Below are 18760 nucleotides of genomic sequence, written 5' to 3'. Positions count from 1 at the left end.
ACGCACCGAATAAGAAGTGTCATAAACCTGTAATTAACAGATGTTTAAAATTCACCAAGATAAATAACCTAAATACCTACGTAAAGGGAAATAAAGCGATGAAAACGCGAAATCGTAAAATAAGCTCTGTAGCCTTAGCCTTGTGTATGGCGTACGGCCTTGCTGCTCCAGCAATGGCTGATACCGCAAGTAATATGAGAGGGCATATTACTAATACATCAGGTGTGGCTGTAAACGATGTTACTGTATCTATTGTCCACGAACCAACAGGTTCTATCACTAAAGTAAAAGTTGATGGCAATGGTAACTTCAGCGCAAGGGGTCTACGCGTTGGTGGTCCATATAAGATCATCTTAGACTCTGAATCATTAGCTGATGACACTATTGAGAATGTTTACTTAAATGTTGGTGAAACATTCCGTTTAAACCGTTCTCTTGCTAGCCAAGAACATATTGAAAGAATCACTGTTGCTGGAAATTCACAAGCAATTATCGGACTAGGTGACTCTCAATACTATGGTGCAAAAGCAATCGAGAACTCTCCAGGCCTTGACCGTGACTTAAAAGACACGCTTCGCCAAAACCCATTCGCAAACCTTGACTCAGACGGCATCAGTCTTTCAGTTGCAGGTATGAACCCACGTTACAACTCATTTGTAGTTGATGGTATCCAGCAAAATGATGACTTCGGTTTGAATTCAAATGGTTACCCTACTCAGCGCTCACCAATATCAATTGACGCTGTACAAAGTGTTGCACTTGACACCTCTCCGTTTTCTGCTCGTCGTGGTGGCTTTACTGGCGCACAAATTAACGTAATCACAAAGTCTGGAACTAACGAAGTTGATGGTACTCTTTTCTGGCAAACTACTAATGACTCTTTAGCTGGTGATGGCCGTCAAGAAGATGGCACTAAAGTTAAGCAAGACTTTGAGGAAACTACATTTGGTGGAACCATCGGCCTACCTATCATCAAAGACAAATTGTTTTTCTTCGGTAGCTATGAAAAATTTGATGCTCCTCAAAAACAAGAATATGGTCCAGCAGGTCAAGGCTTTGCAAATGATAGCCGTGTAACCAAAGCTGAATTCGATGAAGTCGTTTCTATTGCAAAATCTAAATATGGACTAGATAACATTGGTAGTTTCGACTCTACTCCTGTTGAAGAAGATGAAAAACTTATCCTGAAACTTGATTGGGAAATCAATGATGATCATCGTGCATCATTAACGTACCAAAATACAGATGGTAATAGAACGTCTGCAACAAGTAATGAAACAAACCTGAACCTATCTAGTCATACTTATAATAAGAATGAAAAGCTAGAAACTTATGGTTTAAACGTTTATAGCGATTGGTCTGATGATTTTTCTACCGAAATAAAGATTGCTCATAAAGATACTACATCAACAGTAAGTCCGCTAAACCCACTTAATATAGGTAGTGTTTCAGTTAGAACTGCAAAAGGTACTGTTAACTTTGGTACTGAGCGTTTCAGACAAGCTAACGAACTTAACAACCAAAAATTAGAAATTGCTTTTGCTGGTGACTATGTCCTAGGTGACCATCTCATTGGTTTCGGTATCAACTACAGTGATCTAGATGTATTTAACCTTTTTGCATCTGATGTATTAGGTTCTTGGTCATTCGATTCAATCGAAGATTTCAAAAATGCTAAAGTTGATGGATTCAGATACAACAATGCAGCATCAAAAAACCGCAATGAAATTGCAGCAAAATTAGATGTTCAAAACATCGCTTTATGGGCAGAAGATGTTTGGACTGTTAATGATGATTTAGAGCTTCAATTTGGTTTACGTTACGAAACCATTTCTATGGATAATGCACCAAAACTGAATAGCAATTTCCAAAAACGCTATGGTTTTGCAAACAATCTAACCTTGGATGGTTTAGATATTTGGTTACCACGTGCCGGCTTTAACTACACACTAACTGATAATGTTACCTTGAGAGGTGGTATTGGTCGTTATACTGGTGGTTCACCGAATGTATGGATTGCAAACAGCTTTTCAAATGATGGGGTAACTTTGCTTTCATACCGTGGTGGTTGGAAAGACAGTTTTGGTACTCCTGACTTCTCTAAAGTACCTCAAGGTGCACACGATGGATTAGCTGGTGGTGATGGTGACGTTAATGCACTAGATCCTAACTTCGAACTTCCATCAGATTGGCGCTTTAACATAGCAGCGGATACTACATGGGATCTTGGTGCGTTAGGAGAAAACTGGTTCTTCGGTACTGAACTCTTGTTCATCAAACGTGAAAATGATCTTGCATGGAAAGATTTAGCACGTAAAAAGTTAAAAGTAGATGGAACTGGTCGTCAAGTTTATGAAACGTTCGATCCATTGACAGGTAAGAAAACTGACCGTCGTGATATTCTTCTTACAAATGCAGATAAGAGCGGACGTAGCTTTAACTGGTCTTTAACTACAGCTAAAGCTTGGGATTTCGGCTTAGATTTCAGATTTACATACTCTTATAGTGATGTTAAAGAAGGCTTCCCAGGAACATCTTCACGGGCCGTTTCAAACTACCAATATGCAATTACACAATATGACCGTAATGCACCAACACTTGGTACAGGTAACTTTGAAACACCACATCGCTTTTCTCTAACCATGGGATATGAGAAAGAATTCTTTGCCGGTTATAGCTCACGCTTTAATTTATTCTATAACATAAAGAAAGGTCGCCCTCTTTCATGGGTGCTAGGCTCTCATAATGATACAGCTCTTGGTGATCAACGAGGCTTCTCAAGATCAGATGCATATCTTCCTTACATCCCAACAGGACCGAATGATCCAAATGTTAAATTCAAAGGTGGTTTAACCTACGATCAATTCTTAGCTGCTGTCAAAGAAATTGGTCTTGATAAGTATGCAGGTAAGATTGTACCTAAAGGCGCGAGCAACCAACCATGGACTCATCAGCTAGACTTTAAGTTTACTCAAGAAGTACCAGGGTTTACTGAAGATCATAAAGGTGAGTTTTACTTCAATATTCGCAATGTTCTTAACTTGCTGAATAAAGATTGGGGACGTGTTGAGTACCAACGCTTCAGTAACAAAATCTTAGTTGATCATAAATTTGTTCCTGGTGGTAATAATGGTAAAGGAGTATACGAGTATACTATTCCATTTGGTCAAGATGCGATTGATACAAAGAACTACAACACTTACAACGTAAACAAGTCTACATGGCAGATGAACGTTGGTGTTAAGTACAAGTTCTAATATCACTTAGAACCTGATAACAAAAAGCCAGTCTCTGACTGGCTTTTTTAATGCAAAAAAATTAAATCAAAAACTAGCTAACCCACTCTCCTTCCCAATCCTTAAACACTGGATTCAATCCCCTCTCCCGCATCACATCAGCAAATTCTAAAACGCCTCGCTCATCACTGATTTCAAACTGTGACAATTCAGTTTTGGGATGCAAATAGCCACCGGGCTCCGTTGAGCTACCAGCACTCACATGTGTGATTCCAAGAGGTAACAGATTTTCTCTAAATCCTGCTTCTTCACGAGTAGATAAACTGATTTCAAGTTGCGGATTAAACAATCTAAAGGCGCATATTAGTTGGACTAAACCTACATCGCTTAATTCTACTTTAGGTTGCACACCACCAACACACGGACGAAGTCTGGGTAAGGAAATACTATAACGGCTGCGCCAGTATTTCTTTTCCATATAATCTAGGTGGTAGCCCATCATTAACGCATCGAGTCGCCAATCATCTAGACCAAGCAAAACCCCTAGCCCGATTTTATCGACACCAGCCTTACCTAATCTATCCGGTGTTTCTAATCGATAATCGAATCTGGATTTGTTACCACGTAAATGGTGTTGAGCATAAGTGTGAGGTTGATAAGTTTCTTGATACACCATTACAGCATCTAACCCTAACTCAACCAATTGATGATATTCATCTTCCATAAGCGGCTGCACTTCAATCGCTACATGGCTAAAGTGCTTTTTAACTTGGGGAACTACTTTTTTGAAATATTCGATGCCAACTTTGGTTTCGTGCTCACCTGAAACCAATAAAATCGAATCTATTCCCCAAGATTTTAAGATCTTGCACTCTGCTTCGATTTCCTCTTCATTAAGGATCACACGCTTAATGCGATTACTCATGCTGAAACCACAATAATCACATTCATTAGCGCATAAATTTGATAAATACATGGGTAAATACATGCCAATGTTCGAACCAAAGCGCTGACGAGTTAAAGCGACGGAACCTTGTGCCATTTGCTCGATATAATCTTCGGCAGCCGGAGACAAAAGCGCCATCAAGTTATCCAAGTTACGCTCTGGACGCTGTAATGCTCGCTCAACATCCCTTTGAGTTTTTGAATAAAGCCTAAGCTTCAAATCGTCACGATCGATTTGATTAAATTTTTCTGTAAAGCTCATATTTATTTCTCACAGAATACAAACAAAAGCCTGTATCTAAGACTGATGACCAAAACCCTGATGGGAGGGATAGTGAGATAAATCAACCGTCCGTGACAGGATGTCACGGTCGTCAGCACATGGATGTGCGCTTCCGTTGGCGTTCTCACTATTCTTCCCCTCTAGTATATTCATTTCTCAGATTCTCTTTATTTCAAACAGAACACTATACAGGTAACAACTGGCTATCATGTAAAAACCCGGTCAATGGGCTCGTATTATGCGCCTTGCTTGATACCGCTCCTAACCCAGCTTCATAAGCTAAGCGACCTGCATTTACGGCATCTCTGAAACATTTCGCCATAGTGATTGGATCTGAACTGCTAGCAATTGCAGTATTTACAAGAACAGCATCAGCACCTAACTCCATGGCTCTGGCGGCTTGAGAAGGCGCACCAATGCCTGCATCAACTACGACAGGTACATGAGCTTGTTCTATAATAATTTTGAGAAATTCTTCCGATACCAATCCTTGATTACTTCCAATTGGACTCCCCAAAGGCATGACTGCATGAATACCAATTTCTTGTAATCGGCAACACAAAACAGGATCTGCATGTACATAAGGTAGAACCACAAAGCCCTGTTCTATCAACTCTTTTGCTGCCTGCAATGTTTCAATTGGATCTGGCATCAGATAACGATGATCAGGATGAATTTCTAATTTAACCCAGTTAGTTTTAAACAATTCCCGTGAAAGTTCTGCAGCAAATATTGCCTCTTTGGCATTGCGAGCGCCCGAAGTATTAGGCAGCAACTTAACACCAGAATCCAACAAAGGTTGCATTAAATCATCAGTACCATTTTCAGCATCAATACGCTTCATAGCCAATGTAGTTAGCTGACTTTCTGATGCTTTTATCGAATCCAACATCAGCTTTGAATTTCTAAACTTCCCCGTGCCAGTAAACAACCTTGATTGAAATTGATGATCGGCTATCGTTAGCATAGTAAGTACCCTTGTGGATGTAATCGAATAATTTTGATGTTCATTTGCATGGGTACTTACCTATCCTCCTGCCACTGCTTGAAAGACTTGTAACTCGTCACTTTGCTGACAAACAGTTTCAGTCCATAATCTTCTTGGTAGTACCTTACTGTTATAAACGACAGCAATACTTTTTAAACTTATTTGTTCATCATTGAGTAAAATGGCTTGCTCAATGGCGGATAGAATGGTGCTGTTCTCATTAATCTTGATTGGCTCACCATTATAATTAACTTGGATCACGCACATTCCTCTTTGAATTGTTGCTTATTACAAACAGGACACGATGGATCTTGTTCTAATTTGGCTGAAAACCAATTGAAATTTAATCCGTCAAAGTGCCACAGTTTCCCTGATATATTTGGTATGCCTAATATTAACTTTACGGCTAAAAGCGATTGCATCGACGCCGCAATACCTACCATAGGCCCCAACACGCCAACGGTGGCACAGTTTTCAGTAGTTTCCGTTGAGTCAGGAAACAGGCATTGATAGCAACCTGAACTAGCAGGTTGATAGACCATGGCTTGTAAGTTGAAGTTAGCTACTGCTACAGAAACAAGAGGCTTTTGATTTTCGACACAAAAGCGATTAATACTTCGCCTTGCAGTAAAATTATCGCAGCAGTCAATGACGACCGAAACATCTTTATCAATATGAGTCTGAGTTTGCGTATCGAAGTGCAGATCAGTTACCTTGATGTCAAAATTGCCATACTGTGCCCAGAGCTTTTCAGCCGCAGTTTCAGCTTTGTTAAGTCCAATATCGTCATCAGAAAACAATAGTTGCCTTGGAAGGTTGCTTAACTCAATGCTATCTCCATCAAATAAGTGAATTTTTCCAACGCCTGCCGCTGCTAAGTAGTGAGCAACCAATGTGCCTAAGCCGCCAACACCAATCACTACCACTGATGCTTGTTTCAACTTTAACTGTCCTTGCTCTCCGACTTCTGGCAATAATATTTGCCTTGAGTAGCGCATGAAATCGGTATCCGTGATCATACTCCCTCCAACCACATGGCTTTTAACTCCTTAAAAGCATTTTTGGGTGATTCGGCTTGGGTGATCGCTCTTACTACGGCAACAGAATCAACCCCAGTTGTTTTGGTACTCATTAAATTGCTTTTGTTGATTCCACCAATAGTGACCAACGGCACATGGCCGTTAAACAACTTAGTATTTTGATGAAGCTTTACTAAGCCTTGTGGTAAAGAGGGCATGTCTTTCGTTGTTGTTGGGAAAATATGACCTATCGCTAAATAGGAGGGCTGTAACTGATAGGCCAGTAAAGCTTCAAAAGTACCGTGACTTGATAAGCCCAATGCTATACCAGCATCAGATATAGCGTGTAAATCAACGCCAATCACATCTTCTTGCCCAAGATGAATACCAAAAGCGCCATGTTTAAGAGCCAGCTGCCAATGATCATTGATGAACACTTGTACTTTATATTGATTGCCTAACTCAATCGCCTTAATAACTTGAGCTTCTAACCATTCAGATTCTTTATCGTTCAGATCTTCCGCTTTAAGCCTTAATTGAATTGTTGTGCAGCCAGATTTCAATAAAGCCTCTATCAGCTCAACATTACCTACAACCGGATAAACATCTAATTCGATATCTAACGGCTTGAAACCTTTTACAGGTTTAGTTGCAACCAGCTCCGATTGAGTCGAAGTAATTACTGGAAAATATTCAATCTCTTTTGGCCAACCTGTTCTAGCTAAAATACCGGGGCCTTTTCCCAATTGATAACTTTGAGTTAAGCCTTTTGTCACATAAGCTTTGGCAATAGCAACAGCATCTAAGATGGTATATCCGTGTGCAGATATTGCGGCAATGGCGGATGACAAAGTACAACCCGTGCCATGATTATTTGTTGTATCTACACGCTCACTGGAAAACCAAAATTCAGCATTAATATGATTGTCCGAGCAATGCTCAATTTGCTGACAAACAAGCAAATCCATTGATTGCTTACTATCCACAAACTCAGGGTTATCACCACCTTTAGCCAACACACTGCACGATAAAGATCTTGATAATGCGCTAGCGGCGGTAACTATGTCTCTTTTATTTGAGAAGCTACATTCTGATAACTGTTGTAACTCGTAAAAATTAGGCGTAATTACATCAATTAAACCTTTTAAAGGAGCAAAATCTAAGCCTTTCGATTCAGCAAGACTATCACCACTACTGGCGATTAAAACAGGATCGAGCACCACGACTAAGTCTGGAAAATCAGTTCGCTTTTGCTTTAACCAATTAGCTATGAGTAGAATTTGCTGTTGGTCCACCAGCAAGCCAATTTTTATGGCTTGTGGAGGTAAATCAGCATCAAGAGTATCCAGTTGTTGCTGTAGCAATTGCTGTGAAACCGGTTCAACTAAATCTACTGCAACACTACTTTGCGCAGTCACAGAAGTGATCACAGTACAAGCATGACTGTTTAAATCATTAATGGTCGCTGAATCCGCTTGAATCCCTGCTCCGCCACCGCTGTCCGAGCCCGCTATGGTCCAAACTACAGGGCACGGAATGCACCCTGTAGTTTCGTTTTTGTAAGAAGCCATTGTGCCTCCTACGCTTCTTCTGACTCAAGAGAGTGGTAAACTTCAGCCCCTGATTCATTGAACTCTTTAGCCTTTTGCTCAAAACCAGCCATTACTTCAGCTTCAACCGCATTTACATAATTTTGATGGTTTTGTACTTCTACTTTCTTAGCCTCTGACTCTAAAGATGCAGCATATTCACGAACGTCCTGAGTGATCTTCATTGAGCAGAACTTAGGTCCACACATCGAGCAAAAATGTGCCACTTTAGCCGATTCTTGCGGCATCGTTTCATCGTGATACGCCTTGGCGGTATCAGGATCCAGAGCTAAGTTAATTTGATCTTCCCAGCGAAATTCGAAACGTGCTTTAGAAAGTGCATTATCACGGATCTGCGCAGTTGGATGCCCTTTTGCAACGTCAGCCGCATGAGCAGCAATCTTGTAGGCAATCATCCCCTGTTTAACGTCTTCTTTATTCGGTAAGCCTAAATGCTCTTTTGGTGTGACATAACAAAGAATTGCCACACCATACCAAGCTATTTGCGCTCCCCCCATTGCAGAAGTGAAGTGATCATAACCCGGTGCGATATCAGTTACTTGACAGCCTAGTGTATAGAAAGGCGCTTCATCACAATGTTTAAGCTGCTTTTCCATGTTTTCTTTGATCTTGTGCATTGGCACATGACCAGGGCCTTCGATGAATACCTGAACATCGTATTCCCACGCGATTTTGGTCAACTCACCTTGGGTTTCTAACTCAGCAAACTGCGCTTCATCGTTGGCATCTGCAATTGAGCCGGGACGCATACCGTCACCGATGGACAGTGAAACATCATACTCAGCACAAATTTCACAAATTTCACGCCAGTGAGTATATAAAAAGCTTTCTTTGTGATGACTCAAACACCACTTCGCCATAATAGAACCACCACGAGAAACAATGCCTGTTACACGTTTAGCCGTCATAGGTACGTAACGAAGTAATACGCCGGCGTGAATAGTAAAGTAATCGACACCTTGCTCAGCTTGTTCAATCAAAGTATCGCGAAATACTTCCCAAGTTAGGTCTTCGGCAACACCGTTCACTTTCTCAAGCGCTTGATAAATGGGTACTGTACCAACAGGTACAGGACAGTTACGAACCAGCCACTCACGGGTTTCGTGAATATAACGCCCCGTTGACAGATCCATCAGAGTATCAGCGCCCCATTTTACTGACCAAATCATCTTCTCGACTTCTTCTTCAATTGAAGACGTTACCGCTGAATTACCAATGTTGGAGTTTACTTTTACCAAGAAGTTACGACCCATGATCATAGGTTCAGCTTCAGGGTGGTTAATGTTTGATGGGATTACAGCACGACCACGAGCCACTTCTGAACGTACAAATTCAGGAGTAATCGGCTCCATAATGGCACCAAAGCTCTCGCCTTTATCCCGTTTTCCTAGCTCAGTTTTTGCTAATTCTGCACGCCCCATGTTTTCACGTATGGCAATGTATTCCATCTCAGGCGTAATAATGCCTTGGCGGGCATAATGCATTTGGGTAACACACTTACCTTTTTTAGCTCTTCGAGGAGTCGGTAAATCTTCAAAACGAATGTGATCTAATCCGTCATCAGCAAGACGTTGCTGAGTATATTGAGAAGATACTTTTGGTAATAACTCCGTATCTCCACGTTCTTCAATCCAGCCTTTTCGTACTTGTTTTAATCCCTTATGAACATTAATTTCATAATTAAAGTCTGAATATGGACCAGTACAATCATAAACATCAATGGGTGGATTTGATTCGGTAATCGGGTTTTCTTTACTACCACCAAGGATAGTATCAGTTTGATGTATTCGGCGCATACCGACTTGAATATCAGGTCGGCTACCTTCTACATAGATTTTTTCAGAGTTGGGAAATTGCTCTGGTCTTAAGTTGTTGATGTACTGCTCTGCATATTCGCGGCGTTCACGACGAGTTTGCGGTTGTTTGTTACTGTTTTCAAAATGACCTTCTGAATGAAGGCTTTCGTTTCGAGTGTTGGTGCTCATAAGCAATCTCACAATAATTGTAATTCTTTGAGTTTGCTTGTCTGGTGTCCAATAAGGTCTGATGTATTGACTGGAAAAGTGAATGGTAAAGAATACACACCCATTAAGAGTGAATGTTAATCCTTTAATTCAATTTTTCTTGTTTCCTTCGTAGGTCTTAACCCAATCAGGTTCAACGGATCCCGCTTTTTATTCCAAATATGGAAAGTGCGATCTCAGCCATTTAGGCACTCCGACAAGTGTTTACCAATATCTATTGGTAGCGCTCAAAACCTGAAAGCTTCAGAAGTTTGAGCGCAATTAGTATATTCATAATTTAAATGTATTATCAACTGGTTTTGAAGTTAAAAATTATGAAGTTTGGCAAAAATTCACATGGCAATTCTAACTATCGAGATTCGACAAATCTCTTTTGCGTGAATTATTATTCATTTATCTTCAGTAATTCAAAATACTCTATAAAATACACAAATATAAATACTTTCAATTAACAAGAGGAGCCTATGGCTTCAGCTGACATGCCAATCCAAGCAAAACCAGCAAAGTATTTTTATGCATTGAATAATACTTTTACATCTGAAGTGTTAACCAGATTTTCCCTAGTAGACAGTGAAGATACGATCTGTGTTGCAATGACGATACCATCTGGTAAAACTCTATTTTTCGCACTCACTGTTGATAAAAGTGACCCTACGATCAGGCCTTATGTATTAAAATTTTTTTCTTATAACGAAATATCTGAGATTCCGCTTGCTCTTACTTATAAGCCGACATTTGTTGTTAGTGCTTCAACATATCAATTCAACAGGGTTTTTGTAGAATCGAAATATGGCGATAAGTTAATGCTTAATGCTAAAGGGCAACAGTTCATCCTTTCCCTTAATCTAAATCAAAGTGAAGAAACGTCCACATGTTCAATATTCAAACAATTACAAAGTCAGCTAAAAGCTACTTTGAGCCTTAACTCTCTTGTCGCAACGAGGAAATGGCAAGATGTGGAAGCCAAAGTTTCTGAAGGTGTTGATTTATCTTTTCCAGTCATAAATGATATGGACTTTATTGGTAATATTATCAAAGCTTACCCGTGCAGCTCTAAAGCCCTAAATCGAATGTTACAGGAAGGAATGAACCCCTTTATTTTAAATGGACATGGTACGTCAATATTGCATTATGCAATTGATAGAAAGCAGTCAGGGTTAATTGCAACTCTTCTTGGTCTAACCGAAGAGGCTAAAGGATTTGATCAAACATCTCGGCTTAGAGCTCTCCAGAGCGACTCTAAGGTGAAACCTTTAGGCACTCCTTTAGTCATTGCAACTAAAAACGGACTGATAGATACCATTAAAGCGATTCTTAAATGTTGCCCTCAAACCTTAAGCGTATACAAGGACTGGGATGAAATGTATAGAGCATTGCCGTTTTTTCTGCGTAGAAGTATAAAACATAGCCTTGCTACAGAAGTTATCCCACATTGGAAACACTTTAAAACAGATAAGCTTGTTCCTGAAGATCTTAAATATGCCTCGTTATCACACGCATTACTTGATAAAAACGAGAAAGGTGCTTCTCAATATATGTCCTTAGAAAATCCTGAACAAGAAAGCCAGAATGAACGAGTTTATTTCCGTAATAATGGTTCACCGAGTTGTACCATCTCTGGTAGTGAAAGCCTGAGCAGGAAAGACGAGAGTTAAGCCAACCACAACCGATAATTGCTTGGTAACTCTCCTGTCCAACGTTTAAAAGTACGACGAAAATTACTACTGTCTCTATAATCCAATTGCTTGGCTACATCATTTGGTTCATGTTGAGACAAAGCCATCAAGGCATTGATTAACTGAGCCTCGTCCTGCAAAGCTTGGTAGCTCGTATGGTACTCTTTCAACCTTCTTTTCAAAGAAGCAGGACTTAATGATAGTTGCTCGGCCATTTCATCTAAGCTAACTCTGTTTTGTTTTAACTGCTTGCGTATATAACCCTGCAGACCTTTACGAAAAGGCTGCTCTTTTAAAACCTTGTATACATTATGCTCAATTAACCTTGTAGACGAATTGTGTCTAATTCGAGAATACACAGGTTGCAGAGCGGTTTTACAAATTGACATTCTGCAAACGGGCGCAGAGAATTCTATATCCTGACCAAAATATTTATGATAATAAGCGAGCTGCTTAGGTTGTGCGTATGGAAAACTGTATACCGCCTTGAGCTGCTGCTTAGTCATCTGTTTATAGATTGACTGAAAGGTTGCAAACAGATTTTCATAAAAAAAAATTTGATGTTGATGAGCGCCAACATCAAGGCTAAAAATGACATGCCAATAATCTTGCGTCTCTAATAAATGTATCTGTAGCCAAGGATGAGTTAGCCACTTAAATTGATTCCAAAAAACAAATGCCTGAGGAATATCACTAGCTGAAATAAGACCAGATGCAAGCTCTTGTGATTGCTCAGCTAACCAAAATTGTCCTAGTAAAAACGATAGATCATCGCCCTTCCAAAGTTTTAAGGCATTTTCAATTAATTGGTTTAATTGCTGTGGGGATAACAACTTGTCAATTTGCTTCAAATCAGCAACAAAAACCCCCGTCCCTTTAAGAAGTTTGTCTGCCGCAATCCCTCTCTGTTTAAACAATGCCACCATACTTGCAACAAGTGGTTGGCATCTGAGGGACTTATCACGGTAAAACGCAGGCTCTAGCATTGCAGCTTCCATTCATTTACTACTGTATTGCTAAATTTGATGGTTTCCATTTTTTGGTTTAAAACACCAATCAATCGGAACAACATGATTTCATCTTCAAAGCATTGGTTGTTTTTAACTGATTGTATTTCAGTCGGAAGCATCCAAGAGCTACTGACTTGAATTTTCTGAGCTTTCAATGACTCCGTGATTTCCTGCGCCAAAACTGGGATAAAATAATCATCACTCGAATCAATCATTGCGATGAATCTATCCCCCGCGTATCGACAAATTAAATCACAATTGCGAGAACGATAACTTAACCAATGGCTGACCTCATTAAGGAACTTATCACCATTGGCCATACCGTGGGTTTGATTAAATTCTGTGAAATTATCTAAATCAAACATTACTAACCCAAACTTTGAACCTTTATCAAGAGAGTGCTTTAAATGAACTTCAAACCCTCGAATGTCATTAAGCTGGGTGAGAGGATCAACTAAATGGTGCTGTCTAATAAACTGCTCACGGTTATGTAACTGTTGATTAATAACCCTTTGCTCTAGACGCCACTGCCATAAGCCAAAGGTTAGAATGGTTAACCCAAGAGGTGTGGGTAATTTCTCTATGATATTCAGTGCAACGCCTAAATCATTACGAATAAAGATTTCGTCTAAAATATCTAAGTAGCAACCGAAAATGTAAATACTAAGACCAATTAGAAGCAGATTGGTAACCCGCCCTTTTGGTCTTGCGCTATATACCACCAGTAGCCAGCAAAAACTTACCCCGAATAGTGCCCCCTCAGTAATAATATCCAACCAATCGACAGAGACGCTCTGTTTGATTGGTAAAGATTGCAACATGAGTACAACGGGAAGAAGTAATGCCACGATGATCACTGATAACAAACTCCAGTTGATCGAATTAACTCCGAATTTCATTTTCTTGAAACCTTACTGAACGTAAGATCAAATTAACCATATGATGTTAAGTATTTATTACTACCCTTCGAGTTAGCTTTGCAGTCAAATCAGCTCACCTAATTATCATATTTAACTAAACACCTCAGTCTTTTAGAGACAAAAGTAGATACCCAAAGAGTTTCAAAGCAGTCAATTTGGCTCAAACCTACCCCAAAACTGGAGTTAAAACACAAGTTAAACAAAGACGAAATATTTCGGTCACAAAAATGAAAACATTATTTCCTACCTTTGCCACATCTCAGATGAACTCATAGGAAAAATAATGAAAAAGCCAACTAAATTATCCATGTTGACACTGTCATTAATTGCAGCAGGGATGACCAATTTTGCCGTTGCAGCAGGCAAGTTTGAAGGTAACATTCGTGACAATAGTAGCCAGCAACCATTGGCTGGAGCCATTGTTTCGATAAAAGAACTTAATCAAACTCAAACCGCAGGTCGCGATGGCAGATTCTTTTTTAATGGCTTAAAAGCTGGAACTTACACTGTCACCATTACCTATCTTGGTGCGGCTCCTCAAACTAAAACGATTGAAGTGAAAGACAATCGTACCACTAGCTTGAATGTTAAATTAGGCAGTGGTGAAATTGAGCGTATCCAAGTTATTGGTCAAAGTGGCTCTTTAAGCAAGTCTTTAAACCGCCAGCGCAGTGCCGATAATTTATTAAGCGTGATAAGCTCTGACGTTTTGGGTAATTTCCCTGATAGTAATGTTAGTGAAGCTCTGCAACGTGTTCCGGGAATATCAATTGAACGTGACCAAGGTGAAGGCCGTTTTGTTCGTGTTCGTGGTCTTGCACCTGATTTCAACTCTGTTTCGATGAATGGTACTCGTCTGCCAGCGCCTGAAGACGACCGCCGCGCTGTGGCACTTGACGTTATTCCTTCTGACCTAGTTCAATCGGTAGAAGTGAGCAAAACAGTAACACCGGATATGGATGCCGATGCATTAGGTGGCGCTGTTGAAGTAAAAAGTTTATCAGCGTTTGATCGTGACGGTCGTTTCTACAATATTTCAGCAGAAGCAAGCTATAACCAATTGCGTGAAAAAACCAGTCCGAAGATTGCTTTCAGTTTCAGCGATGTGATTAACGACAAGTTTGGTTTCGCAATTGCTGCAAGTTGGTATAAGCGGAAATTTGGTTCAGACAATGTCGAAACGGGTGGCAAGTGGGACTTCCCAGAAGACACAGGCTATGACAATGCCGTTCTTGAAGAAATAGAAGCTCGTAGTTATGACATTACTCGTGAACGTTTGGGTATCGGAGCAAACTTTGATTACCGTCCAAATGATAATAATGACTTCTATCTTCGAACTCTTTACAGCCAATTTGATGATGTAGAGTCTCGCAATGGTTCTGAAGTCAGCTGGGAAGTGGGTGATGATGAAGAAGGCTTATCACTAGGTCAACGTCATGAAGCCGAAGTAAAACGTTCTTTAAAATCCCGTACTGAAGAGCAAAATATTACTTCTTATGCATTAGGTGGTGAGAGTCGCTTAACTAAATGGACGATTGACTACCAAGTCTCTTACTCTGAAGCGTCTGCAGCAAAACCTCGACATATTGATGGTGCTGATTTTGAAGCAGACATTGACAGCATGGGTTACTCTGAAACACAAATCCCAAGATTAATCGGTCCTGCTGCATATTACGATGCAGGTGAATACGAGTTAAAAGAGATTGAAATAGCTGATTCTAAAACCACTGACAAAATGACTTCAGCCAAACTGGACTTTAGTCGCAGCTTTGAGCTTGGTTCAAACAATGGTGGTATTAAGTTTGGTTTAAAAACCAGCAGTCGTGATAAAACCAACCGTGAAGACATTTGGAAATTTGAAGATCTTGACGAAAACGGCGTTGATGAAGATGCACTCAACATGAGTAAATTTGCTGGTAAAAACATTGATTACCGTCTTGGTCAATTTGGACCTAGAATCAACGCTGGTCCAGTTTGGGATTTAGTAAATAAGTTGAATGCAGATGACTTCAAAGACGAAGTAGAATCTGTAATCAACGATTTTGACATCAAAGAAAAAATTAACGCTGGATACCTAATGGGGCACGTTGATTTTGATCAACTTCGCTTGTTAGCGGGTGTTCGTTATGAATCTATGGACAGAGATTCAACTGGTGTTGAATTTAAAGAAGACGAAACCTACTCTTCCTCTTCATTCAGCAAAGATGAAGATCACTGGCTACCTGCTCTTCACGCTAAATATAACATCAACGATAATACCATTGTTCGAGCGGCATGGACAAATACCATCACGCGCCCTACTTTCGACCAAATCGCCCCAGGATATTTTGTTGAAGATGACGATGGCGATATCAAAGCTGAGTTTGGTAACCCTAACCTTGAGTCATTAGAGTCTGTAAATTTTGACCTAAGTATTGAGCATTATTTCGATGGTATTGGCTTACTTTCTGCGGGCTTGTTCTACAAAGACATCGAGAACTTTATTTACCAAACAGATTTAGCTGGCCAAAAAGGTCGTTTTGAAAACTTCGATGAAGCAGTGACTTTTGCTAATGGAGTTGATGCAGAAATAAAAGGATTAGAACTCGTATACGTTCAAGAATTTAATTTCTTACCTGAGCCGTTCAGTGACATGATTTTAAACACAAACGTCACATACACAGACTCAGAAGCGACTATTGATTGGTTCGATGATGGCAAAAGAATGGAGCGTATAATTCCTCTTCCAAGCCAGTCAGACTTAACCGCTAATTTCTCTCTAGGTTACGAAAATGCTTATACAAGTGTATGGCTATCAGCCGCCTACAAGTCTGAATACCTGCAAGAAGTCTCTGACTTTGAAGATTCACGCTATGACTTATATGAAGACAGCCATTTGCAATGGGATTTTGTAGCTAAAGCTCATGTTACAGAGCAGGTGACGGTATATTTCAAAGCCATCAATATTACAGATGAACCTTTCTACAGCTATACAGGTTCTCGCCGTTTTAATAACCAATATGAAGCCTATGGCAGAACTTTCCAGCTTGGTGTACAAATGGTGAGCTTCTAAGTATTGGCTTTAAGTCGATGCACTTTTAGTCACAGCTGTAATTTCAGTTGTGACGAGAGCACATTTAGCTTTTTACTTTAGGTTTAAATAATGAATAAAAAAAATCATAAGACAATGAATAGATATACTCAATCTAGCCTAGGTATTGTCCTAGTTACAGGGCTTTTAGCTTTAACAGGCTGCCAAGGTGAAACCAGTCCCAAAGCGGCAATGGAGCATCAATTACCCATTGCTCCGACTCCTTTATTGACCGAGCTTAAATTTTTAAAAGGTGGTCAAGCTCAGCCCTTTAATAACGGCTGGTTAGTAACAAGTGAAAAACAAGGTTTGCTTTGGGTAAACAACAATGACTCTTCTCAAGCAAAACTTTGGTTGCAAGGTGATTTCACTTTACTTGCTGCCGATAAGAATCTAGTCGTTACCTATGACCGCCGTAGTGACAGTGTGCAACCTATTTTAGTAAAACAAGATAAAGCCTATCCAGTTTCACAGCTTCCTAAGCGTGACTTTGAAATCAATTGGCTTTGCTTACAACCAAGACCAGCCGATAAGCTCACTTACCTTTGGTTAGGTGGAGAACAAGGTAAATCTGAGCAATGGTTATTGTCGAATGGCTCTGAAATAAAGCCTAAGTTAGTTCGCCAATTATCTGTACCTGTTGGCTCTTTAGATTGTGCCTATCACGCTGAAACCGATAGTTTATTTGTTACTGAACAAAATGCCGGAATTTGGCAATACCCAGCACAACCACAAGCGGCAATAGAAACGAAGTTGTTTTTATCAAAGCCAGATAATGACATCACTTCTCTGTTTTCAATCAATGGTCAGCTACTTTATCAAACTGAGAAAGGAGCAATCTATGACGGTAATTCGCCTATTGCTTTAATCAAAGGTGATGAAGCGGAGCGTTTTTCAGCAAAACAAACCCCAGATCAACTAGAGCTTGTTAGCTTCGACGATGAAACCGATAGTTATCGTTTTGCATCAGTTAAATCAGCAATTGCGACCCAAAAATCGACTGCAAACTTGCTCCCTGAAATTCCAGCTTGGGTTGAAAGTGATACCTCTGATCGCAGTGGTGACACCATGGATGATCCAGCTATTTGGGTTCACCCAACTCACCCCGAAAAAAGTTTAGTCCTTGGAGCACAAAAGCGTTGGGGCTTGATGGTATTTGATATGCAAGGCAATGAAGTTCAAAGCATTGCTACTGGTCGTATTAACAATATTGATATTCGCCAGAATGTAGATATCAATGGAAAAAATCATGATATTGCTGCTGCCAGTTTACGTGATGGTGACAAACTAGCGGTTTACGATATTGCAGCTGATGGTAAAGTGTCTCAACTTGCAGTGTTAGATACTCAACACTCCGACATTTACGGTATGTGCTTGTACTACGACAGCAACGACTTATATGCTTTTACCAATGAGAAGTCTGGTAAAACTATTCAATATAAAATTGAATGGCAAGGTTTAAAACCAAGTATCAACAAAGTCCGTACCTTGTCAGTTCCCACTCAAGTTGAAGGTTGTGTCGCTAATGACACAACGGGTGATTTATACATTGGTGAAGAAGATACGGGCGTATGGCACTTTAATGCAGGTGCAAATACCAGCAATAAAGGAAAATTGATCCTTAAAGTCGATGGCGATCAGCTGGTAGACGATGTTGAAGGTTTGGCTCTGTACCATGGTCAGGATAAAACATATCTTATTGTTTCTAGCCAAGGTAATGATTCGTATGTGATTTACGATGCAAAAGCCCCATACCAATATAAAGGTCGCTTTAGAGTTGGTACTAATTTTGACAAAGGCATTGATGGTAGCTCTGAAACCGACGGACTTGCCGTAACCTCTAAAGCTGTTGGCACAGGTGCTTGGCAACTAGGAATGTTAGCGGTTCAAGACGGACGTAATCGATTGCCTGATGGTAATCAGGTGTTCAAATGGGTTCCTTGGAGCGAAATTGAAAAGTTATTGAATAAATAATCTCT

At 40.1% G+C, this 18760-nt stretch carries 12 protein-coding genes and 1 riboswitch; of the genes, 4 read left to right on the top strand and 8 right to left on the bottom strand.

The genetic code is table 11. The features are described 5' to 3' along the window. The first annotated feature begins 98 nt into the window (after positions 1–98). Positions 99–3257: a TonB-dependent receptor gene (locus AC1EU0_RS05580; protein ID WP_480301063.1), complete on the top strand. Its 3159-nt coding sequence runs from the start codon at positions 99–101 to the stop codon at positions 3255–3257. Between the two features lie 73 nt (positions 3258–3330). On the opposite strand, the gene thiH is transcribed toward AC1EU0_RS05580, so the two are convergent. The 6 genes from thiH to thiC all read right to left on the bottom strand — a co-directional run bounded on the left by thiH (position 3331) and on the right by thiC (position 10066). Beyond that, positions 3331–4443: a 2-iminoacetate synthase ThiH gene (gene thiH, locus AC1EU0_RS05575; protein ID WP_480301062.1), complete on the bottom strand. Its 1113-nt coding sequence runs from the start codon at positions 4441–4443 to the stop codon at positions 3331–3333. Between the two features lie 205 nt (positions 4444–4648). Further along, positions 4649–5431, bottom strand: a complete 783-nt coding sequence (locus AC1EU0_RS05570) for a thiazole synthase (protein WP_480301060.1) — start codon at positions 5429–5431, stop codon at positions 4649–4651. A 60-nt stretch (positions 5432–5491) separates the two neighbouring features. After that, entirely contained in the window at positions 5492–5713 is a 222-nt protein-coding gene (thiS, locus tag AC1EU0_RS05565) for a sulfur carrier protein ThiS (RefSeq protein ID WP_480301059.1), read from the bottom strand. Continuing rightward, on the bottom strand, positions 5710–6471 hold the full coding sequence (locus AC1EU0_RS05560) for a HesA/MoeB/ThiF family protein (protein WP_480301057.1): 762 nt from the start codon (positions 6469–6471) through the stop codon (positions 5710–5712). Before AC1EU0_RS05560 ends, thiS begins: the two co-directional genes overlap by 4 nt. Beyond that, a complete protein-coding gene (thiD, locus tag AC1EU0_RS05555; protein WP_480301056.1) occupies positions 6468–8042 on the bottom strand; it encodes a bifunctional hydroxymethylpyrimidine kinase/phosphomethylpyrimidine kinase in 1575 nt (524 codons plus the stop codon). Before thiD ends, AC1EU0_RS05560 begins: the two co-directional genes overlap by 4 nt. Positions 8043–8050: 8 nt before the next feature. Then, entirely contained in the window at positions 8051–10066 is a 2016-nt protein-coding gene (thiC, locus tag AC1EU0_RS05550) for a phosphomethylpyrimidine synthase ThiC (protein WP_480301054.1), read from the bottom strand. 126 nt (positions 10067–10192) lie between these two features. Then, positions 10193–10311, bottom strand: a riboswitch (TPP riboswitch). A 258-nt stretch (positions 10312–10569) separates the two neighbouring features. On the opposite strand from thiC, the gene AC1EU0_RS05545 reads away from it, so the two are divergent. Next, positions 10570–11760, top strand: coding sequence for a hypothetical protein (locus AC1EU0_RS05545; RefSeq protein WP_480301052.1), 1191 nt, complete (start codon positions 10570–10572; stop codon positions 11758–11760). On the opposite strand, the gene AC1EU0_RS05540 is transcribed toward AC1EU0_RS05545, so the two are convergent. Together AC1EU0_RS05540 and AC1EU0_RS05535 are read right to left on the bottom strand one after the other, a co-directional pair. Beyond that, positions 11757–12767, bottom strand: coding sequence for a helix-turn-helix transcriptional regulator (locus AC1EU0_RS05540; RefSeq protein WP_480301050.1), 1011 nt, complete (start codon positions 12765–12767; stop codon positions 11757–11759). The genes AC1EU0_RS05545 and AC1EU0_RS05540 overlap by 4 nt on opposite strands. Beyond that, positions 12761–13690 (bottom strand): GGDEF domain-containing protein, encoded by a 930-nt coding sequence (locus tag AC1EU0_RS05535; RefSeq protein ID WP_480301048.1) that lies wholly within the window; start codon positions 13688–13690, stop codon positions 12761–12763. The genes AC1EU0_RS05540 and AC1EU0_RS05535 overlap by 7 nt, the downstream gene beginning before the upstream one ends. Positions 13691–13994: 304 nt before the next feature. Between AC1EU0_RS05535 and AC1EU0_RS05530 the strand changes: the two genes are divergently transcribed. Both AC1EU0_RS05530 and AC1EU0_RS05525 read left to right on the top strand, forming a co-directional pair. Further along, entirely contained in the window at positions 13995–16763 is a 2769-nt protein-coding gene (locus tag AC1EU0_RS05530; protein ID WP_480301046.1) for a TonB-dependent receptor, read from the top strand. A 90-nt stretch (positions 16764–16853) separates the two neighbouring features. Continuing rightward, entirely contained in the window at positions 16854–18755 is a 1902-nt protein-coding gene (locus tag AC1EU0_RS05525) for a phytase (protein ID WP_480301044.1), read from the top strand. Positions 18756–18760: the final 5 nt, after the last annotated feature.

The organism is Parashewanella sp. 2210YD4-3 (genome assembly GCF_056591735.1).
This window is presented reverse-complemented; position numbering and strand designations above follow the sequence as displayed.